Origin of the sequence: Neoalteromonas flava, assembly GCF_002807685.1 — a bacterium.
In the GTDB taxonomy this organism is placed as follows: Bacteria; Pseudomonadota; Gammaproteobacteria; order Enterobacterales; family Alteromonadaceae; genus Alteromonas_E; species Alteromonas_E flava.
Genome location: NZ_PEAX01000008.1, coordinates 74,935 through 96,669, shown reverse-complemented (window position 1 = coordinate 96,669; position 21,735 = coordinate 74,935). Strand labels below are relative to the sequence as shown.

21 protein-coding genes are annotated in these 21,735 nt (G+C 47.4%); 7 read left to right on the top strand and 14 right to left on the bottom strand.

The window, feature by feature from the left end; genetic code table 11:
* Nucleotides 1-19: 19 nt before the first annotated feature.
* Nucleotides 20-1,537, bottom strand: coding sequence for a hypothetical protein (locus CSH92_RS16195; protein WP_164084776.1), 1,518 nt, complete (start codon nt 1,535-1,537; stop codon nt 20-22).
* 243 nt (nt 1,538-1,780) lie between these two features.
* Between CSH92_RS16195 and CSH92_RS16190 the strand changes: the two genes are divergently transcribed.
* On the top strand, nt 1,781-2,002 hold the full coding sequence (locus CSH92_RS16190) for a hypothetical protein (protein WP_100658694.1): 222 nt from the start codon (nt 1,781-1,783) through the stop codon (nt 2,000-2,002).
* Nucleotides 1,995-2,213 (top strand): hypothetical protein, encoded by a 219-nt coding sequence (locus CSH92_RS16185; protein ID WP_100658693.1) that lies wholly within the window; start codon nt 1,995-1,997, stop codon nt 2,211-2,213. Before CSH92_RS16190 ends, CSH92_RS16185 begins: the two co-directional genes overlap by 8 nt.
* 206 nt (nt 2,214-2,419) lie before the next feature.
* On the opposite strand, the gene CSH92_RS16180 is transcribed toward CSH92_RS16185, so the two are convergent.
* The 6 genes from CSH92_RS16180 to CSH92_RS16155 all read right to left on the bottom strand — a co-directional run bounded on the left by CSH92_RS16180 (nt 2,420) and on the right by CSH92_RS16155 (nt 7,748).
* A complete protein-coding gene (locus CSH92_RS16180; RefSeq protein ID WP_100658692.1) occupies nt 2,420-2,947 on the bottom strand; it encodes a DUF1569 domain-containing protein in 528 nt (175 codons plus the stop codon).
* A 1-nt stretch (nt 2,948) separates the two neighbouring features.
* Nucleotides 2,949-3,689, bottom strand: a complete 741-nt coding sequence (gene rlmB, locus CSH92_RS16175; protein WP_100658691.1) for a 23S rRNA (guanosine(2251)-2'-O)-methyltransferase RlmB — start codon at nt 3,687-3,689, stop codon at nt 2,949-2,951.
* 2 nt (nt 3,690-3,691) lie between these two features.
* Complete coding sequence (gene rnr / locus CSH92_RS16170) at nt 3,692-6,127, bottom strand: ribonuclease R (RefSeq protein ID WP_100658690.1); 2,436 nt, start codon at nt 6,125-6,127, stop codon at nt 3,692-3,694.
* A gap of 75 nt (nt 6,128-6,202) precedes the next feature.
* On the bottom strand, nt 6,203-6,829 hold the full coding sequence (locus CSH92_RS16165; protein ID WP_100658737.1) for a tetratricopeptide repeat protein: 627 nt from the start codon (nt 6,827-6,829) through the stop codon (nt 6,203-6,205).
* A 144-nt stretch (nt 6,830-6,973) separates the two neighbouring features.
* Nucleotides 6,974-7,216 (bottom strand): TIGR02647 family protein, encoded by a 243-nt coding sequence (locus CSH92_RS16160; RefSeq protein ID WP_100658689.1) that lies wholly within the window; start codon nt 7,214-7,216, stop codon nt 6,974-6,976.
* Between the two features lie 13 nt (nt 7,217-7,229).
* Nucleotides 7,230-7,748, bottom strand: coding sequence for a hypothetical protein (locus CSH92_RS16155; protein WP_100658688.1), 519 nt, complete (start codon nt 7,746-7,748; stop codon nt 7,230-7,232).
* Between the two features lie 124 nt (nt 7,749-7,872).
* On the opposite strand from CSH92_RS16155, the gene ubiD reads away from it, so the two are divergent.
* From ubiD to CSH92_RS16130, 5 genes are all read left to right on the top strand, one after another.
* Entirely contained in the window at nt 7,873-9,342 is a 1,470-nt protein-coding gene (gene ubiD / locus CSH92_RS16150) for a 4-hydroxy-3-polyprenylbenzoate decarboxylase (RefSeq protein ID WP_100658687.1), read from the top strand.
* Nucleotides 9,343-9,397: 55 nt separating this feature from the next.
* Entirely contained in the window at nt 9,398-10,093 is a 696-nt protein-coding gene (gene fre, locus CSH92_RS16145) for an NAD(P)H-flavin reductase (protein ID WP_100658686.1), read from the top strand.
* Between the two features lie 131 nt (nt 10,094-10,224).
* The gene (locus CSH92_RS16140; RefSeq protein WP_100658685.1) at nt 10,225-11,631 is read left to right on the top strand and encodes a M28 family peptidase; all 1,407 of its coding nucleotides are present in this window, start codon (nt 10,225-10,227) and stop codon (nt 11,629-11,631) included.
* A complete protein-coding gene (locus tag CSH92_RS16135) occupies nt 11,631-12,482 on the top strand; it encodes a DUF2797 domain-containing protein (RefSeq protein WP_100658684.1) in 852 nt (283 codons plus the stop codon). The genes CSH92_RS16140 and CSH92_RS16135 overlap by 1 nt, the downstream gene beginning before the upstream one ends.
* 91 nt (nt 12,483-12,573) lie before the next feature.
* Nucleotides 12,574-13,584 (top strand): type 2 periplasmic-binding domain-containing protein, encoded by a 1,011-nt coding sequence (locus CSH92_RS16130; protein WP_100658683.1) that lies wholly within the window; start codon nt 12,574-12,576, stop codon nt 13,582-13,584.
* A gap of 22 nt (nt 13,585-13,606) precedes the next feature.
* Here the strand turns inward: CSH92_RS16130 and CSH92_RS16125 are convergent, their stop codons facing one another.
* From CSH92_RS16125 to prlC, 7 genes are all read right to left on the bottom strand, one after another.
* Nucleotides 13,607-14,788, bottom strand: coding sequence for an acyl-CoA dehydrogenase (locus CSH92_RS16125; protein WP_100658682.1), 1,182 nt, complete (start codon nt 14,786-14,788; stop codon nt 13,607-13,609).
* 358 nt (nt 14,789-15,146) lie between these two features.
* Nucleotides 15,147-15,356, bottom strand: a complete 210-nt coding sequence (gene cspE / locus CSH92_RS16120; protein ID WP_100658681.1) for a transcription antiterminator/RNA stability regulator CspE — start codon at nt 15,354-15,356, stop codon at nt 15,147-15,149.
* 345 nt (nt 15,357-15,701) lie between these two features.
* Complete coding sequence (gene ubiB / locus CSH92_RS16115; protein WP_100658680.1) at nt 15,702-17,336, bottom strand: ubiquinone biosynthesis regulatory protein kinase UbiB; 1,635 nt, start codon at nt 17,334-17,336, stop codon at nt 15,702-15,704.
* Between the two features lie 8 nt (nt 17,337-17,344).
* Nucleotides 17,345-17,974, bottom strand: coding sequence for a ubiquinone biosynthesis accessory factor UbiJ (locus tag CSH92_RS16110; RefSeq protein ID WP_100658679.1), 630 nt, complete (start codon nt 17,972-17,974; stop codon nt 17,345-17,347).
* Nucleotides 17,974-18,762 carry a bifunctional demethylmenaquinone methyltransferase/2-methoxy-6-polyprenyl-1,4-benzoquinol methylase UbiE gene (gene ubiE / locus CSH92_RS16105; protein WP_100658678.1) on the bottom strand — a complete coding sequence of 263 codons (789 nt, stop codon included), beginning with the start codon at nt 18,760-18,762 and terminating at the stop codon, nt 17,974-17,976. The genes CSH92_RS16110 and ubiE overlap by 1 nt, the downstream gene beginning before the upstream one ends.
* 248 nt (nt 18,763-19,010) lie before the next feature.
* Nucleotides 19,011-19,700, bottom strand: a complete 690-nt coding sequence (locus tag CSH92_RS16100) for a DNA-3-methyladenine glycosylase I (protein ID WP_100658677.1) — start codon at nt 19,698-19,700, stop codon at nt 19,011-19,013.
* Nucleotides 19,697-21,730: an oligopeptidase A gene (prlC, locus tag CSH92_RS16095; protein ID WP_420807516.1), complete on the bottom strand. Its 2,034-nt coding sequence runs from the start codon at nt 21,728-21,730 to the stop codon at nt 19,697-19,699. Before prlC ends, CSH92_RS16100 begins: the two co-directional genes overlap by 4 nt.
* Nucleotides 21,731-21,735: the final 5 nt, after the last annotated feature.

Here is a 21,735-nt window from a genome sequence, read left to right as displayed (position 1 = left end):
TGAAACGATTGGTACAAGGCTAATCGATTTGCGGGGTTAGATGCATTGCTACACCACTATTACGCGTCGGATCTGACTCAAGCAATAGATACATTTCATTGGAGTTTTCATCCAAGGTTAATACACCACTGTCTAGAATAATGTCAGTACCATCGACGCTTGCAATAGCGAATACATCATACGTATTGTTGGGCAATACAATGCTTTCTGCGTTACCCGTGATCGTTGTGCGCCGGTATTCTGCATTAGCAATACTTTCGTTACTTTTAACAAAGTAAAAAGTGACGCGAGTGAAGTCCTCACTGTAGGCAAGATTTACCGTTTTAACTTCATGATCATAAACCCGTTCCCTATCGCTATTTTCAACCAATAAGGTTTTCACTTTTATTTCGACCCCATCGATGATCCCGTCTTCATCTTCGTCATAGTTGCCGTCATTATCATCATCGAGATATTCTTCTGTGCTATACACAAACAGCGTTTGATTACTATTCTCTGGCAAGCTCAACAAAACATTACTCGCTAGCGCTTCAGCATTGAGTGTGTCGTACAACGATAAGCTATAGTCACCATTAGTAAAGAGCTCTGAAGGACTCACACCGCCAACGGCTAATTCGCTAAAGGTAAAAACCTCCTGTGTAGCAGCAGGCGCGATGGAGACATTCAATGCACCAGAATATTCAGGCAGATAAGATGAGGTTTGCAACCCGTTGTAAATTCGCAGACGAGCTTCAGCATCACTGTCGTAATAACTAGTTGTCGAAGTGTTGCCGACGTTATCGATGACGTAAGGCGAACTCCCCGCGCCGTCATTGCTACGAATCATCAAGACATACTGAGAACTGTACAAGTACTGAACGTCGGTAGATTCAAATACGACCTCGGTGGCGCCCGGTTCTGTCAGGTAAAACTTGTACGTGTCCTCGCTAAGCTTGAGATTATCTGTGAGCGTCATGTAGTTCGCAGTTGCTAACAAAACCGCTTCATTAAACGATTCGTCTGCACTTGAAATATACACGTCAACGCCAGCGGCTTGATGCGTAACATTTAGTAACCGCAGGTTGAACAAATCATTCGTAGTATCATCTTCTTCATCGATAATGGGAATATCAAAGACCTCGACTTCCGGGCTTTCTGCTGACTGAGCGAGTACTATTAAGCTAATGTATTCAGCCCGCACATTTAAGCTCCCATCGGCCAGTACATCGAGATCAGCCCGCACGATACTCCCTTCATCATTCCACCCTAGTTCAAAGAAGTAATTGCCGGTAGGCACTTCTCGATTGCTTAGCGCATCGCCTAAATTGACCGCTGAAAAAGTTTCTTCAAACTCATCATCGAAGTCTTCTTCCAAGTCTTCATCCAGGGTTAGGTAGATTGCAGGGGAGTCAGGTGAAGCGTTATAAAACTTCACCCAACCACTTTCGCTTTCGTCGTCACTTGAATCACAGCCGCTCATGATGAGCAAAAGTATGGGTAGGAAAATAAACTTGCACCATTTCTCTAGTTGCATGTTACTCACGGTAATAATCTCCATTTACAGGTCATTGAAATCAACGGTGAGTCCGCAATAAGAAGGGAAGGTTCAACAGCTTTACATAACTTTACACACGCTTACGTTAGCTTTACACAAAGGCTTTCTTTGCGCTCATTCCGGCATTCGCACAATTATTTAAATGCCCAATAATTCCCGCTCTTAGGTCAGTATTATTCACGGGAGTTAACACTATACTCCGAACTATGAACAATCGTGTTCATACTGGAATAGAGGAATAGTTTTATGGACGAAACAATCACTGAAATTGATAAGCAACAACTTAATCTAGTATCAGGAGCCAACACCTGCACCAATGCGTTTGAGCTCAGTTACGGCATTATTGGTGGCTCTTTAGGGTTTATATTTGGGCCCGCTGGTGGAATGGCTGGATTTAGTGCTGGCTACTCAGCCGGAAGCATTCTCGCCGAATTGGCTTGTGATAAGGGGAATGAAAGCGATGAATAATAAACTTACCGGGGTAAATAACACTTTATTAGTGCACGTATCTGGAGGAGATCTTTGCACAGCTGCGTTTATGGGAGCTGGCGGACTCGTTGGCGGAGCTGTAGGCGGTTATTTATCTGGAGGATTAGCTGCGGCAGGCGGCTTTAGTTTAGGTGTCACTTTAGGTCAAGACGCTGGGGAATTTTTTTGCTCCAGCAATGATGATGAATAAAGAGCGGAGTTTGGGGCGAGCAAAATTGACTCGCGCCGGCAAATCATGAATCAAATTTATAAAACCCAAATAGCGTTAGCTGTCTTTCTCACTCTTACAATCTGCGCTTTGATATCTGCGATTGTTGATTTTTCCATGCAAGCGTTGCTTGCCGCAGGCGTTGGTGCAGTTGTTTGCTGGCGACTATTCGCTCAATCTCAACAGTCTTAATTGAGCAACGTGAGATGATCGTTGATATGCATCAGTTGGGCGAGCATATAGTCATCGTGGGATAAATCACCATAGGCAAAATGCGGCTGAGTAGCAGTGAACGTTGCGAAGGTTGAAAGGGCTAGTATCAAGCGATCAATAGACTGGTTAATCGCAACTGGGTCGGTATTCATTACATCCAACGCTGGTGCTCCAGGGATGGCCTCAGCCGTGTCATGCTGCATAGCCCCTGCTTGCTTAAACACCCAAAAAGCCGGCTGACCGACCCAGCGCTTAAATCCATCTGACTTGTGCTCAGGGAATCCTGTCATCGCAAATTCAATACTTTGGGCAAGATGAGTAAAGGTAGCAAATGCAGGCCACGGCCCATTAAACAACAACGCTTGGCGCAATTTTAAACTACGTAAATAATCGATCATGGCAGTGACGTTCAGACGTTGGCTCGCCTTTTCATCAGCGCAAGCGGTGGTCGTTGCAACCAATGCTGCTAACCCAGCGCTTTTAAGAAAAGTTCTCCGCTGCATTTTAAAGCCCCCGCTGGCGCACAATCTCAAACAAGCAAACCCCGGTTGCTACGGAAACATTCAAACTGCTCACACTGCCTGCCATTGGCAACTTAACCAAGCTATCGCAGTGCTCGCGGGTAAGGCGGCGCATGCCCTTACCTTCCGCACCCATGACCAGTGCCATTGGGCCAGTCATGTCTTGCTGATAAATTAATTGCTCTGCTTCGCCCGCAGTACCTACAATCCAAATGCCGCGTTGCTGCAGATGTTTTAACGTACGCGCCAAATTAGTCACCTGAATAAACGGCATTGATTCGGCAGCACCAACCGCCACTTTACGTGCTGTGGGGGTCAAACCACCGGATTTATCTTTGGGCACAATCATTGCGGTAACACCCGCCGCATCGGCGGTGCGCAAACACGCCCCAATGTTGTGTGGATCGGTTACGCCATCGAGAACCAGTAACAATGGCTGCTCAACATTATCTAGCAAGCGATCTAAATCTGCATCATCCAACACTCGCGCCGGCTTTGCCTTTGCCACGATACCTTGATGCTGTTCGCCGTGCACAAAATCGTCTAAAGTCTTGCGGGCACAAAACTGTACCGACAAACCATTTTTGCGGGCCAAATTGATCAGTGCGTGTAAACGATCATCATCACGCCCTTTAAGTACAAATACTTCCAGTACTCGCTCCGGTTCATTGCTCAGCACACTCGTTAGTGTGTGGATGCCATACAACCAATCAGTTTTCGCCATACTTAGCCTTGACGCCTCTTCGCATTGGATTTTTTCTTCTTACTTCCACCCTTACGGGCAGGGGGTTTACCACTCGGCTTGTTATCACCTCGAGTTGGTTTATTCTCGCTCCGCGGCTTGGTTTTATTACCACCTTTTGGACGGCGCGATGAGTCATCACTGCTTTTACTTGCTCCTTTGCGCTGAGATTGCGCAGGTGCTTGCCGCTTGCCCGTGCTCTTGGTACTAACGCTACGTTTTCCACTTGAGCGTTTACGCTCACGGTGCGGTAAATCCAGTAGCAAATCAATCTTGCGCTCATCTAAGTTCACCGCTGCTACTTTGACTAGCACCGAGTCTCCCAAACGATAAACGCGACCCAGTGACTCACCAACGAGGCACTGTTTTACTTCATCATAATGATAATAATCATTTTCCAGTGAGGTAATGTGTACCAGGCCATCAATATGGTATTCGGTGATACGAATGAATAGCCCAAAGTTGGTTACTGAAGCAACAACGCCCTCAAAGGTGTCGCCGACATGATCCAACATGAATTCGCATTTGAGCCAATCAGCTACGTCTCTGGTGGCATCGTCAGCGCGGCGTTCAGTCATTGAACACTGCTCACCGAGCTGCTCGACTTCTTCTACAGTGTAACTCTTACCGCCTGACGTTGGCCGTTTGCCCGCTTGCTTGGCGATAACCGCTTTAATCGCACGATGAACTACAAGATCTGGGTAGCGTCGGATAGGCGAGGTAAAGTGCGCATAGGCCTCCAGCGCTAAGCCGAAGTGACCAATATTGTCGCAGTCATATACGGCTTGCTTCATTGAACGCAATAGCATGGTTTGGATCAATTCTTGATCGGGACGATTTTGAATTTGAGTTACAATTTCGGTGAAGTCACGCGGTTCGGCATCTTCGTTAATACGATGATGGATCCCAACTTCAGCTAGATACGAAGTGAACGTGGTGAGCCGGTCAGCGTCTGGTCGATCATGGATCCGATACAGCGCGGGTGCTTCATGTTTTTCAAGGAATTTGGCCGCACACACATTGGCTGCGATCATGCACTCTTCAATCAACTTATGTGCATCATTGCGTACTAAAGGCACAATGTTTTCGATTTTTCGTTGCGCATTAAATACAAACTTGGATTCATTGGTTTCAAATTCAATGGCACCGCGTTGATTACGACTTTTCTTTAGCGCTTTAAAGAGTTGATAGAGCTCTTGCAAGTTACTCACGTTCGCGTCGTAACGCTGCGTCAGCTTAGGATCGCCTTGCAATATACTCCACACCTTATTGTAGGTGAGTCGCGCTTTAGAATTCATTACCGCTTCGTAGAACTGGTAGTTCTGAATTTTACCTTGTGCACTGATGGTCATTTCACACACCATACACAAACGGTCAACCTCGGGATTTAGCGAACACAACCCATTAGACAGGACTTCAGGTAGCATAGGAACAACTTGCTCGGGGAAATACACCGAGTTGCCGCGCTGCTGCGCTTCGTTATCTAATGCTGTGCCATTGCGCACATAATAACTCACGTCAGCAATCGCTACCCACAGTTGCCAGCCACCGTTATCTAAGGGCTCACAATACACCGCATCATCAAAATCTCGCGCATCCTCACCATCAATGGTGACCAATCCAAGAGAGCGTAAATCAACCCGATTTTTCTTGGCCTTTTCATCCACCTCTGGCGACAATTTAGCAACCTGTTTGGTCACTGCATCTGGCCACACATGGGGGATATCAAAACTACGCAGCGCCATTTCAATTTCCATGCCTGGCGCCATATGCTCACCGAGCACTTCGGTTACGTTGCCAATGGGATTAATGCTGCGGCGCGGACGCTGAGTGATTTCAACCACAACCACATGCCCTTGACGTGCGCCGTGGCTATTTTCCGGTGGAATAAGAATTTCAAAAGGAATGCGACTGTCATCGGGGATCACCAAACCAACCCCATGCTCCACAAAATAACGCCCAACCAGCGGCTCTGAACGAGGTTCTACCACTCGCATGATACGCGCTTCAGAGCGACCTTTACGATCCGTTCCGGATTCGTGGGCTTCAACAACGTCATCATGCAATAGGACCTGCATTTGCCCAGCACTGATGAACAAGTCTTTTTCACCGTTTTCAGGGCGCAAAAAACCAAACCCGTCGCGGTGACCAATCACCCGACCAATAACGGTTTGTTTAATATCTGCAACAACGTATTTCTTCTGCCGCGTAAACTGCACCTGCCCCTCACGCTCCATGGCACGCAAGCGGCGTTGAACACCAATGCGCTCGGATTCGTTATTGGCATTTACCCGTTGGCAGATCTCTAGAAACGACAGAGGTGTACCACTGTCTTTAAGTATTTCGATTAAGTATTCGCGGCTGGCTACCGGATTTTCGTATTGGGATTTCTCGCGCTGATAGTGCGGATCGTCACTCATTGATTGGGTCGCTAATTACTTGCATAAGCGCCATTATAACCTATTGTCTGGCTTAACGTGATCTTATCTTCGCGACTAGCTATCGAGTGGTTTACGCGCCGCTTGCACAGCTTTGGGGTGCATTAGTTTTTCCAGTGCATTAAGCTGCTCAGCGATGCGCGCATGGGTATCTTTATCCGCGGTAATGGCGTTGTATAACCAATGATAGGTATCTTGATAATCATACGGGCTGCCATGCCCGGCGATAAACAGGTCGGCCAATTGCATTTGTGCTTTCATATTGCCCAGTGCAGAGGCTTCACGTAAATAAATAACTGCACGTTTTTTGTCTTCCTGCACTAATGTGCCATTGGCATAATAACGCCCGAGTTGCTCTAAAGCTGCAGGTAAGCCTTGATTGGCGGCATCGCGCATGAGCGCAACGCCACGCTCAGGCTCTGCGTCTACACAAACGCCCCAGGCCAGCATGTCACCCCATAAGAATTGATAGGCCGGAACGGTCAGCACCTCCGCGCGAGCTTGAATGTCTTGGACTAGCTGACAGCGGTCAAGCACAACGCGGTCAAGGTGTTGATTGGCGTTAATCAGTCGAATCAACTCATCTTGCGAGTATAGTTGCACTGCACGGACTTCTTGCGCTTGCAATGAGGTGCTCGCAAATACCGCTGCACACACACCTAACCCTAAGGTAATGCGTTTCATCCAAGCTGCTGTATCTGTATTGCCAAACATGCTAACCAACCCTTTTTGCTCAACTCTAAACCAATCAACGGCAATGTTGACTGGTAACTTTTAGTGTATCGGCGTTGAAAGCGCTGACTTGAGCCAAGAAAGTTGCCACTTTGACTAGTGTGATTTCGGACTCAACGCTAAGCGCAGGCGCTGAGCCTGTTCGATTAAGTCATGCCCAAGATCGGTTAAATAGCCGCCATCGCGCTGCGTAATGATGCCTTTCGCATACAAACGCTCGGCAGCATCAATCACCGATTGATTGGCGTCATGGTGGATTTTGAGCCCCTGCATCAGGCTTTCGGTAGGAAATTTCAATAAAAGGTTGAGCTCATCCAGCATATCAGAGTTAAAAGACATTCAATGCTCCACATTACGATGACTGCCGCGTGTAGATCCCCAAAAACAAGGTAGACCATTCCTCGCTCTCATCAAGTTTATATTGCCAATGCTGCGTCACTGTGCCGTCGGGTTGGGGTTGCCAGGTGATCTTATGCGTCGCTGGCTTACCATCAGCTGCGGTAACGTGACTTGATAAAACCATACTTCCTTGCTCAATGCCACCGGATAATTTCAAAACCGTGCCATTTTTATCCATCCAGGTTTGATGCCACTGCCCCGTCACACGATCATAGGCATTTAAACTAGCCCCAAACGGTTGACCATTGACCGCGTAATCCTCTTGCAACACGCACCCGTTGTAGGTAGCAGAAATGCGGTTGGTACCGGCCACTGTGCCATCCGGTTGGGTCACTTGCCAATGACCTAACCAAAAATCAAACTGTCGATACTCCTCTGATTGGCAGGGGGGAGGAGCGGATTGAGCATGCACACCACTTACACTAGGCAAGATAGAAAGTGCGATAAAAAGAAAGCGAAGTAACACACGCATAACGTTGCTCCTAAGCAAGTGGGCCACAGTTAACGTTAAATATCGTTCTGTTTGATCAGAAACTGGCTTTAACTGGTATACTCGGTACATTAAAAATGTAGTCAGAAAACCGACCCTATTCAATATGCAATACAAAGACTTGCGCGATTTCATTGAAAAACTGGAAGAACGAGGTGAACTCAAACGCGTTGCTATGCCGATTGATACCGATTTGGAAATGACCGAAATCGCCGATCGAACGCTGCGCGCTGGTGGACCTGCAATCCTGTTTGAAAACCCGAAAGGCAGCAACATTCCTGTGCTGGCGAATTTGTTCGGTACGCCCGAACGCGTTGCCCTTGGTATGGGGCAGAGCTCGGTAGCCGCGTTACGCGACGTCGGCAAATTGCTGGCTTATTTAAAAGAGCCAGAGCCGCCCAAAGGACTAAAAGACCTGTGGGAAAAACTTCCGGTATTCAAACAAGTCTTGAATATGCCTGCAAAGGTATTGAAAAAAGCGCCCTGTCAAGAGAATGTAATTAGTGGTGACGACGTCGATTTATCCAAATTACCCATTCAACGTTGTTGGCCGGGTGATGCCGCGCCCTTGATAACCTGGGGGCTAACGGTCACCAAAGGGCCACACAAGAAACGTCAGAATTTGGGTATTTATCGCCAACAAGTGATTGCGAAGAATAAAGTGATCATGCGCTGGTTATCTCACCGTGGTGGTGCATTAGACTTTCGTGAGCACTGCCAACAAAACCCGGACCAACCTTACCCAGTATCGGTTGCTCTCGGTGCCGACCCTGCAACCATTTTAGGGGCAGTCACCCCAGTGCCAGACACACTATCAGAGTATGCTTTTGCGGGTCTATTGCGCGGCGACAAAACTGAGGTTGTCAAATCAATCAGTAATGATTTACAAGTTCCGGCCTCGGCTGAAATCGTGCTAGAGGGTTACATTCAACCGGGCGAAGTCGCACCCGAAGGGCCCTACGGTGATCATACTGGGTACTACAATGAAGTTGATGAGTTTCCCGTGTTTACGGTGACGCACATCACTCATCGCCACAATCCAATTTATCATTCAACCTACACCGGGCGTCCGCCGGATGAGCCAGCGATATTAGGGGTTGCCTTGAACGAAGTGTTTGTGCCCATCCTGCAAAAACAATTCCCTGAAATTGTCGACTTCTACTTGCCGCCGGAAGGGTGTTCCTACCGTATGGCGATCGTGACCATGAAGAAACAATACCCGGGCCATGCTAAACGCGTGATGCTTGGGGTCTGGTCATTTTTGCGCCAGTTCATGTACACCAAATTTGTGATTGTGTGTGACGATGATGTTAATGCTCGCAACTGGGAAGACGTGATTTGGGCCATTACCACTCGTATGGACCCAACGCGCGACACGACGTTGATCGACAATACCCCAATCGACTATTTAGACTTTGCCTCTCCGGTGTCTGGCTTAGGTTCGAAAATGGGGCTCGATGCCACGAATAAAATGCCTGGCGAAACGGATCGTGAATGGGGAACGCCTATCGTCATGGACGAAAAAGTCAAAGCCAAAGTCGATGCAATTTGGGATGAATTGGATTTGTTGTCATAATACCGCACAACTTATCTGGCCGAATAAAATTAATTCAACGTGAGAAGTACACTGAATGGCGCATATTACCTGTAAGATTGAAAAGATTTCACCGCTCACACAAGTGGTATTTGAAGTAACCCTTAGCCCAGAAGCGCCGCTGGAATTTACTGCTGGTCAGTACATTAAAGTGGTCATGAGTGAAGGCGATGAGCGCCCCTTTTCTATTGCCAATGCGCCCCATCAAACTGAAAGTCTGATGCTACAAATTGGGGCAACACCAGAAAATCCCTATGCGTGGGAAGTGATGGAGCGGCTACGTAGCGAAGATGAAATTGCCATCACCGAGCCGGCTGGCAACGCTTTTGTGCGTGACAGTGAGCGGCCACTACTTTTAATTGCAGGCGGTACCGGATTTTCTTATACCTACTCTATTGTGCAGTCTGTTTTGCATCAATACCCGCAAAAAGCCGTCACACTATACTGGGGCGTGCGCCACATTGACGATCTTTATTACATCGACAAATTGAATCAACTGGCCAAACAACACAAGGGTTTCATCTTCTATCCTGTGGTGGAATTCCCTAACGACGACTGGCGCGGCCTCACTGGCTGGGTGCATCAAGCCGTCATATCTAATCAATCTGACTTGATCCAACACGATGTCTACGTTGCTGGCCGATTTGATATGGCTAAGACTGTGCGCGATGACTACACCGCCCTCGGCTTACCTGCTGATCAATTATACGGTGATGCATTCGATTATCTGTAATGCGAGTAAACTCGGGTTACTCGATAACTAACGCAGATCCAACGATAAGCCAACTTGCGATAACGTACGTATTGGTTAAGGTAAACGACTTATTGCGGCCCTAGGGCCCGCCAGACATTTAAGGATCTGCTATGTTTTTATCTGCTTTGCGACGCCCTTGTTTAACCACGGTCAGCGCAGCGCTGTTAGCTACCTGCACTGTTGCTTCAGCATCTGTTAGCGAATCTGAACAAACACATTTACTGCATAAAATCGCTATTGCCCCACAGGCTGAACGGATCGAGAGCGATATTCAAACTTTGGTTAATTTTGGCACCCGCCACACCCTTTCCGAAACCGAATCTGACACGCGCGGTATTGGCGCAGCTCGACGCTGGATCAAAGCAGAATTTGAGCGTATCAGCGAGGCTTGCGGCGGTTGCTTAGAAGTGTATTTTCAAAGCGCTACCATTAGTGATGAACCGCGCATTCCTGATCCTACCGAGGTGGTAAGTGTTATAGCCATTCAGCGGGGTAAAACTGACCCAGGTCGCTACGTGATCATGTCTGGTGATATTGATTCCAGAGTCAGTGATGTAATGGATTTTACGTCTGATTCTCCGGGCGCTAATGATAATGCCTCAGGGGTTGCTGGCACCTTAGAAGCGGCCCGCGTACTTACTCAATATGAGTTTAATGGCAGTATTGTATATGCGGCTCTGGCCGGTGAAGAACAAGGCTTGTTCGGTGGCAAAATAATGGCCGAACAAGCCCAAAAAGACGGTTGGCGCATCGTTGGCGTGTTAAATAACGACATGATTGGCAACATTGAGGGGATCAATGGTGTGGTCAACAACACGACCGCACGCATTTTTGCAGAAGGCACGCGCATGCTGGAGACAGAGCAGGAAGCTCGTCTGCGTCGCTTCACCGGTGGTGAAGTCGATTCTCCAAGTCGTAACCTTGCGCGCTACATCGATAAAATCGCCGACGATTACGTGCCTAATCTCGACACTATGGTGATCTATCGCCTAGACCGCTTCCGCCGAGGTGGCCACCACCGCCCATTTAACGACCTTGGCTACCCCGGGATCCGCATCATGGAAACCAACGAACATTACCACCGTCAACATCAAGATCTGCGCACTGAAGATGGCATTGTATACGGCGATACCATTGATGGTGTCGACTTTGATTATGCCGCTAAGCTGACCGGCTTAAACGCTGCCAGTCTCGCCAGTCTGGCTTGGGCCCCACAACCACCAACTGGCGTGGCTATAAAGGGCGCAGTGCAGCCTAGCACCACACTGTCATGGACTGCAGTAGACAAAGCGACTAACCCCCATCTGGCTGGCTATAAAATTTATTGGCGCTACACTGACGCCCCACAATGGCAATTCAGCCGCTTGGTTGGTGATGTGAATGAATATACCCTGGAGAATATTGTCATCGATAACTACTTCTTTGGCGTTGCCAGTATCAGCACCGATGGCTATGAGAGTCCTGTGGTATTCCCTGGCGCAGCAGGCGCGTTCTTGCCCGACCCTAACGCGGAGTGATGACAATGCTTACCGGCAATATAAGAAAAATGCAAGTCAGTACCGAATCCCAAGCGGACGGCAGTCATTTAGCCCAATACCAACTGCCCGTGGGTGATGAACTGGTACCGATGAATGCACTGGTGGGCCAAACGGTCAATGTCAGTTGCAGTGGCAATATTCACTGCGTGCACTGTGGAAGTAAAACCAAAAAGAGTTTTAATCAAGGGTATTGTTATCGCTGCCTGATCACGCTGGCACAGTGCGATAGTTGCATTATTAAACCCGAACTTTGTCACTATCATGCTGGTACTTGCCGGGAACCCGAGTGGGGTGAAGCTAATTGCTTAACCGATCATTTTGTATATCTATCTAATACAGGCGCAATGAAAATTGGCATAACACGCCATGTTACAGATGGGGTCTCCTCGCGCTGGATTGACCAAGGTGCGACTCAAGCACTGCCGATATTACGCGTTTCGCAACGTCTGGTGAGCGGATTGGTAGAGGATGCAGCCAAGGCGCATATTGGCGACAAAACCAATTGGCGCACGATGCTCAAAGGTGAACCGGAAGCACTGGATATTGCGGGCACAGCAGAGACCATCCTGGCCGCCATAAATGAAGATATTGCGTCGGTCACCGAAACGCATGGCCTAACCGCAGTGCAGCCTGTTCAAGCAGAACCTATCAATATTCGCTATCCTGTAGTGCACTACCCGGACAAGATTAAATCAATTAATCTGGATAAAACGCCTGAATTCGCTGGAACGCTGACCGGGATAAAAGGTCAATACTGGATGTTAGATGGTGATCGCGTTATTAATATGCGCAAATATGCCGGTTATGAAGTAACCTTGAGTCATGATTAATTAAGTTGCAAAGCGCATAGCTAACGCGATCCTTTTAGTCACAACCGCGTAAATGATTGAGTAATCGTCGATATAAGGATGTCTAATTATCATGCAGCGTTACGTTAGCTTGTTATTTATCTGGCTCACTTTTAGTTGCGCCGTGTCGGCGGACACATTGAAACTCGTTACCACTGAATGGGAGTCATTCACCAATCAAGGCGCCCACTCTGAGCGCCTAAATGAAATCGTAAAAACCGCGCTCCAACGTGCCGGACATACAGTAAGGATCACCACTGAACGCCCTGCGTTTGCTGGTAGTGGTTTGAATTCAGGTCGTTATGATGGGCGGATCGATTTCATCGATTTAAACGAGCAACGCGTAAACTTTATTTACTCAGCCCCATACTTGCCTTTATATCTACATTTAGTGAGTAAAACCGCCGACGTCGAAACGGTACGCAGCTTTGCTCAGGTCCGCAATAGTCGCGTCGCGATTGAAAATCGTTATGCCGCCACGCCGCCGTTACGCTTAGTGCGTGACATCAAATGGTCACGCAATCCTAATACCTTTGAAAGCATTAATAATCTCGCCGATGAGCGCAGCAATTATTTGCTCACCGATCTCCTGTTCTTCAATGAATTTAACCGCTTGTTACAAAGTGAAAATGAAGAACTATTGCATCGATCACAACAAGCAATTTTTCAGACGGCATTGCACTTGAGCCTTAGCCAAACTGTCCCTAACGCCCAACAAATCATTAATGACTTCAATCAGCAGATCCAGCAGATGTTATTGGACGGCAGTATGAATAAACTTTTGGGTGTCGCCTGGATTGTTGCCTCTAACGGCAGTGATTCTGAAGCGGAGTTAATTTCCAGCCTTGAAGTGCAACACCGAGCCGACATGCTTGCTGATAATGGCGAATTAGCCCTCTATCACGCCTACCCGTGGGGCAATGCTGACAATGCGATCGCAAGTTACCGTATTGATGGTAAGGTTTTTCCAAGCTGGACAGCCGCGACCGACTACATTCGTACAAATAGCCGCACTGTTCTGCAACAAGAGCGCGACAGTTTTCTCGACCCTGCTGCCTACCAAGGCATTTTGCGTACTTGGTAGGCCATCAGATAACGCAAGAAAATTAGAAGAACGCCTGTAAACCGGTTTGTGCCCTACCCAAAATTAAACCATGAACATCATAAGTGCCTTCATAGGTATTCACCGTTTCAAGGTTGAGCATATGACGCATAATATGAAACTCATCGGCAATACCATTACCACCATGCATATCACGTGATTGACGCGCAATATCCAATGCTTTACCACAATTGTTGCGCTTCACTAGCGAGATCATGGCAGGATCAAATTGCTTTTCGTCGATCAGTCGACCCACACGTAGAGACCCTTGCAGACCAAGCGTTATTTCAGTTTGCATATTAGCCAATTTGGTTTGAAACAATTGGGTTTGGGCGAGCGGGCGACCAAATTGCTTACGATCGAGCCCGTACTGCCGCGCTGCATGCCAACAGAACTCAGCCGCACCAAGTGCGCCCCATGAAATACCGTAGCGCGCAACGTTTAGGCAGCTGAAGGGGCCTTTTAGGCCGCGTACTTTAGGCAATAAATTTTCATCTGGTACAAACACCTTATCCATCACTATTTCACCAGTGATCGAGGCTTTGAGCGATAACTTGCCGTGGATCTCAGGTGCACTTAAACCTGCCATGCCCTTTTCCAGAATGAAACCACAAATGGCGTTGTCTTCTACAACATTCTTAGCCCAAACCACAAATACATCGGCAATGGGAGAGTTAGTGATCCACATTTTACTGCCAGTGAGCAGGTACCCGCCCTCGGTTTTTTCCGCGCGCGTGCGCATGGATGCTGGATCTGAACCTGCATCAGGTTCGGTTAGGCCGAAGCAGCCGACCCATTCACCGCTCGCTAACTTCGGCAGAAAACGCTCTTTTTGTGCTTCTGAACCAAAGGTATTAATAGGGTGCATCACCAAAGAGGACTGCACGCTCATGGCGCTACGATAACCACTGTCTACACGTTCAACTTCGCGCGCAATAAGTCCGTAACTGACATAACTTACACCAGCACAACCGTAGCCGTGAATGGTCGCGCCGAGCAAACCTGCAGCACCGAACTTGTGCATGATATTACGATCAAACACCCCCTCACGATTGGCCTGTAAAATGCCCGGCATCAATTCCGTCTGACAAAAATCATGGGCGCTATCACGCAACATGCGCTCTTCTTCGCTCAGTTGCTTATCGAGTAAGAAAATATCATCCCAAATCGCGAGGGGTTGTGACATAGATATGTACCTAAATGCTTCGCTCTTTCATATGGAGTAAGTCTACCTGAACTGCGCTTTTAGCAATACCAATTCCTATGTCAGACAATGTGATCGGGATCAATATGCTGTGGAATAATGAGGTCTTGTCTAACAACTTGTCTGCGGTCTCATCAATGGATTCGTCTCCCTAGCAAGAGAACTTAATCGCGATCTTAATAGGAAAGTTATACACATTCTGAGTCCACAGAACCAACCATGTTTGTATTCATAGCTGCTGTGTTGGTGTTGGTGTTGGTGTTGGTGTTGGTGTTGGTGTTGGTGTTGGTGTTGGTATAAATATGATGGTGGTCAGGCGACCACCATCAATGAAACTCAATTAGAGCGTTTCAACGTTTGCTGCTTGAAGACCTTTTTGACCTTCTTCAACGTCGAACTGAACTTTTTGACCTTCTGGAAGTGTTTTGTAACCTTCAGCAAGAATTGCGCGGAAGTGTACGAAAACATCTTTCCCACCGTTATCTTGAGTTAGGAAACCATAACCTTTATCAGCGTTAAACCATTTAACGGTGCCTGTTACTTTAGACATGTAAAACCTCAATAAAATTTGTTTCTTGCGCAAAACGCGCGGTTCTTACGCCTTTGATTAACTGGATTATTCTGAGGGTCAACACGTACGAAATGGAAAACGTCTTACAACAATTACTAAGTAACTTGAGATGTTTAAAAACACTTGCAGCTTGTAACTCTATAATTTCGTCTATCAAAGACACTCGCACTATACCATCAATTGGCGATATAGCTATCTTATTTGCTTGAAATTCATAAAAAAGTCACAAAAACCACTGTATTTGAAGACTCCTCGGATCTGTTAGTCAGTGATTGCTAACGTTTCAGCTCATTTCCACAAATGTGCTGAAAACCCCAGCAACATTCAGTCCGAATTAGCCTTTCGGTAAGCATACAGCCAACACGTCGCAGCGACACTGGCAAAACCAGCTGATAGCCACCAGCTCAGGCCATTCAAGGGTAACAAGGCTGCAAGAATAAATAAGGTTGCCCCAACAATCGTGGTTAATTGTGCACGATGCTGAGCTTGCTGCTGGGCGAGCTGCAGTTCATTGTGGCGTTGCTGCATTTCGGGGAGAGTTTTAAGCTGTTTCAAACTGTCGTGCAAAAGGTCGGGCATATCTGGCAGTTTCTCTGACCAGAAAGGTAAATTCTCCTGAATTTTTTTCAGCATGGCTTTAAGCCCAATTTGTTGTTTCATCCAATTCTCTAAAAACGGTTTCGCGGTCTGCCACAAGTCCAACTGCGGATACAGCTGGCGGCCCAAACCTTCCACATAAAGCAAGGTTTTTTGTAGTAATACCAATTGCGGTTGTACGGTCATATTGAAGCGACGCGCAGTGTTAAATAACTGCATTAACACATGGCCAAAGGAAATGTCTGCCAAAGGTTTTTGAAAGATCGGCTCACACACTTTACGAATGGCCATTTCAAAATCGTCAATATTGGTATCATGCGGCACCCATCCAGAATCCGCGTGTAGTTGTGCGACTTTGCGGTAATCGCGATTGAAAAAAGCAATAAAATTTTCCGCAAGATAGCGCTTATCCTCGCGATTAAGCGTACCCACAATACCAAAATCAATCGCGATGTATTGCGGGTTTTCAGGATGCTTAGTCGACACAAAGATATTACCGGGGTGCATGTCCGCATGAAAAAAACTATCCCGGAATACTTGAGTGAAAAATACTTCAACGCCGCGTTCGGCTAAAAGCTTAAAATCAGTACCTTGAGCCTTGAGCGCCTCGACATTAGCAATCGGAATGCCATAGATGCGTTCCATCACCAACACGTTTTCACGGCAATGATCACTGTATATGTGCGGCACATATAGCGCCTCAGAATCAATGAAATTGCGGCTTAGCTGGATCCCATTAGCTGACTCGCGGAGTAAATCTAATTCATCTTTGATAGTGCGGCGATATTCGGCAACCACTTCTACTGGACGCAATCGTTTACCGTCAGGTAGCCACTTTTGTAACAGCTGGGAAAAGCTCTGCAGGAGATCAATATCCGCATCAATAGTGCCCTCAATGTCAGGACGCAGAACTTTAACCACAACATCTTTATCATCCACTCGTAATTTCGCTGCGTGCACTTGCGCGATAGATGCTGAAGCTAGAGGCTGTGGATCAAACTCACTGAAAAGTTCATCCATATGCTGAAGACCCAACGCTTGCTTGATCAACGCTTGAGCTTGGTGACTATCGAAGGGAGGAACTTTATCCTGTAAATACGCTAGCTCATCAGCGATATCAGGCGGTAATAGATCACGTCGCGTGGACAACATTTGCCCAAACTTAATAAATACCGGCCCAAGGCTTTGCAACGCCAAACGGATGCGCTTACCTTGCGGTTCATTCTTATGCTGATTCCTGATCCAAAACAACCCATGTCGCGCCATACGCGCATACCAAGGCATAAAACGATTGGGAATACAGTCATCCAGACCATGCTGGAGCAAGACTTTATTGATTTTATATAGTCTGAAAAACCGCATAACCTTTACTACTTTGACTCTAAGCGTTGAATTCGGGATTCTAAGCGGGCCACTGCGTCCCGGATATCACTGACCTGATCACCATGATGAAGCACCTGCAAGCGATGCACCGCAAGGCGTTTCTCATCAATAAGCGCGGTACTAATGATTTCACCCAGTTGGCTAGCGTGTTGCTTTGCTTGGTGATTGGCGCGCTCTAATCCTCGCATTATCTGATAAGCCGGCACATCACCGATATGCTGCGAAAGTACTTCTTCCCAATCAATCGATAACTGCAGAAACAATTGACTGACATGCTGTGCGATCTGCATATCTCCACACAGGTCAAGTTTGTTAGCGCGGATCAGTTGCGTGATCTTCCGCGTGTCTTTTAATTCAGGTAGTACGCTCAATGCGGTTTTCAGCAAACATTGCTCGTCACTGAGTGCTGCTTGAGCTTGCTCCCAACTTAGCTCGCTTTGGTGAATTGATAATGTCTGCTCAAACACCATCTCAACTGGCCACGCCAGCTCGTCGAGCCAAATGATTAAGCGCTTGCCGCGCAATTTATCTATCCGTGCCTGTGATTCAGGATCCAGTTTAAGCAAAGGATTAACCACTGCCTCGGCAATTGCGTGCAGCACCTGTGCGGTCGGCATTAGAACTTGAATCCTCGATGCAGCGCGACAATTCCACCGGTCAAGTTGAAGTATTCGGTTTGCTCAAAGCCAACCGCGTCCATCATGCCCTTTAAAGTGTCTTGGTCAGGATGCATGCGGATCGATTCAGCAAGATACTGGTAACTATCAGCATCATTGGCGACTAACTGCCCCATTTTAGGCAATACGTGAAATGAATAGGCGTCATACACTTTACTTAACCAATCTTGTGTCGGTTTTGAAAATTCCAGCACCAACAATCGTCCGCCTGGCTTCAACACCCGATACATCGACGCTAACGCCTTATCTTTATCGGTAACATTACGTAAACCGAACGCAATGGTAATTAAATCAAAATGATTATCCGGAAAAGGCAAAGCTTCAGCGTTGGCCTGAACATAATCAAGGTTGCCCACAATGCCCATATTACGCAGTTTGTCGCGGCCAACTTTGAGCATCTCACGATTAATATCAGCCAAAATAACTTGTCCGTTGGCTCCGACTAAACGTGAAAACTTAGCTGCCAGATCGCCAGTTCCACCCGCTAAATCAAGCACTCGTTGGCCAGCTCGCACACCGCTACAATCAATGGTGAAACGTTTCCAAACGCGGTGTATCCCCATTGACATCAAATCATTCATTAAGTCGTATTTGGCGGCAACGGAGTCAAAAACCTCAGCCACCATAGAGGCTTTTTGCTGAGTCGCGACTTGCTTATAACCGAAATGGGTAGTTTCGCTTGCCGGGGCTTGATTGTCGGTTTGGGCCGAATGGGTTTCTGACGTCATGTCTAATGCTCAACTAAGCTGTGAAACTTTAATGGCCTAAGTCTATCGAAAAGCCCTGGGTAACGACAGCAATAAAAGTGATTTTATGAACTTGAAATCATGAATACTCCAGCTTAATTGACCATGCTCTGGCACTAAGCGCAGAGCATTACAGAGTAAAGGGCAACTAACCACAGGGTTGCCGATTCAACCTGGTATCCATGCGATTACGCTGACTTCAACGGCTAATGAAGTACCCCAGAAATCGCTCAATTGATGTGATTATCGCCACAACTAAATGCCACCACCTGACTAATGGCTTGTAACGAACGGCCACTTTGTTGCTGCCATTCAAGGAAAGTCTGATTGATCGTCGTTAGGCTGCGCTTGGAACGTGCGGAGCCTTCAATAAGTTTATGCTGGGTAAAATAATCCTCAACATCTTTGCTAAGCAAGAATGTGTCTTTACCTAAAAAACGCAGGGCATAAGGTCCGGTGTTGCCACCCAAACGTGCGCCACGCTTTTTTAGATAGTCCCACAAACCAACTACATCATCCGCTGGCCATTGCGCCACAAACTTGGCGAAGGAGCCATGTTGTTGCCGCACGTCGGCGATCATAAGGGCATTGTCACGAATGGTTTTAACCTTGTTGTAGTTGCGAATGATCCGAGGGTCAGCCGCTTTGCGCTCTAGCATTTCATCTGGCATCAACAAGACTTTCTCAATATCAAAACCAAAAAAGAGTTCCTCGAAATCCGGCCATTTTTGTCTCACCACGCGCCAAACAAATCCGGATTGAAATACCTTTTTAGTGAACTCAGCGAGAAAGCGGTCGTCTCCCACTTGGGCTAATTCTTTTGGCGCTAATGGTTCGCCGAGCAACTTTTCAAGGGCTTGCTCACCGCCTTTACGCTTTGCCGCACGAGCATAAATGGCGGCAAATTTCTCGCTACTCACGCGGCAATCCCGCTGTGTCTGAGTAGTGCATCCACCTGAGGCTCGCGCCCACGAAACGCCGTAAACAATTCCATTGGCGGTTGACTCCCGCCTTTTTCCAGAATGTTAGTCAGGAAATCTCGACCGGTTTGTGGATTAAAAATCCCCTCCTCTTCAAACCGGCTAAAGGCATCTGATGACAGTACTTCGGCCCATTTATAAGAGTAGTACCCTGCCGCGTAACCACCGGCAAATATATGTCCAAAACTATGCTGGAAACGATTAAACTCAGGTGGCTTAACCACCGCTACCTGATCGCGCACGGTATTTAATATAGCTTGAACATCGACATCCGCCGCGGGCGCAGCATGTATTGCCATATCGAATAAGCTAAACTCTAATTGCCGCACCATTTGCATCGCGCTTTGGAAATTGCGTGCTGCGAGCATTTTATCGAGCAACTCTTTAGGTAATGGCTCGCCGCTTTCATAATGCCCAGAAATCAATGCCAGCGCTTCTTCTTGCCAACACCAGTTTTCGAGGAACTGACTAGGCAACTCTACAGCATCCCATGGCACCCCATTAATACCAGAAACGCCAGCGACGCTAACCTGAGTTAGCATATGGTGAATACCATGACCGAATTCATGGAACAGTGTTACTACTTCATCATGAGTAAACAGTGCGGGTTTGTTGCCAACAGGACCATTGAAGTTACACGTTAAGTAGGCCACTGGCGTTTGCATTGCGTCATCAGTTTTACGCCTAACCCGGCACTCATCCATCCAAGCACCGCCACGTTTACCTTCGCGCGCGTATAAATCGAAATAGAAACTACCGCGTAAATTATCGTCAGCGTCAAAGATATCGTAAAACTTCACATCGGTATGCCAGACATCCACGTTCTCACGCTGTTCTATACGCAGTCCATAGAGCTTTTGCACTACCGCAAACAGACCGCTGACCACTTTGTGCTCTGGGAAATACGGCCGCAATTGCTCGTCAGATATGGCATAGCGCTGTTGTTTCAACTTTTCACTGTAGTAGGTTAGGTCCCACGCTTGTAGGTCACTCACTCCATAGGCTGATTGCGCGAATTCACGGATATCGTGTAAGTCTTGCTCCGCTTGTGGCTTTGAACGGCGCGCAAGGTCATTCAGAAACTGCAACACCTGCTCAGGCGTATCCGCCATTTTGGTTGCCAATGAACGCTCAGCATAATGACTAAAACCTAGCAACTGTGCCGCTTCCTCGCGTAGCTTCAAGGTTTCATTAATAATCGCTGTATTATCAAACTGGCCTGCGTTAGGACCAAGCTCTGAAGCACGCGTGGTATAAGCTCGATACATTTCTTCACGCAGCTCGCGGTTGTCGCAATACATCATTACCGGGAGATAACTCGGGATATCTAAAGTGAACAGCCAACCTTGCTTCTCCTTGCGCTCTGCGGCTTGCTTTGCCGCCGCCAAAGCAGATTCTGGCAGCCCAGTCAATTCCTCTTCCCGTGTAATAAGTTTGGTCCAGGCCATGGTAGCGTCTAAAACATGATTACTGAACGTCGAGGCAAGTTCGCTCAGACGAGCTTGGATCTCCGCGTAACGTTGCTTAGCTTCCCCTGACAGTGCCACTCCGGACAATTTGAAATCGCGCAAAGTATTGTCAATCGCTGTTTGAGCTGCCTGATCGAGCGTTGCATATTCTTCACTATTTTTGAGCGCAACATAAACCTTATACAAACCCGCGTGCTGACCTACCCAGGTTCCGTATTCTGACAACAGCGGCAAACAACTATCGTGAGCTTGTCGCAGCGCCTCAGAACTCACTACAGAATTCATGTGCGAAACAGGTGACCAAAATCGACTCAAGCGATCATCTTGTGCCTCTAGGCGTTCAACAACAGATGCATAGGTAGGCGAAGTCTGTGCTGCCACCTCTTCAATCACCTTTTTGGATTCTTCAATCAATGCTTCGACTGCAGCTTTGATCTGGTCAGGTTGGATTGCCGAAAAATGGGGTAAAGGCTGTTGTTGAGATTCAATGATCGGGTTCAAAGTGG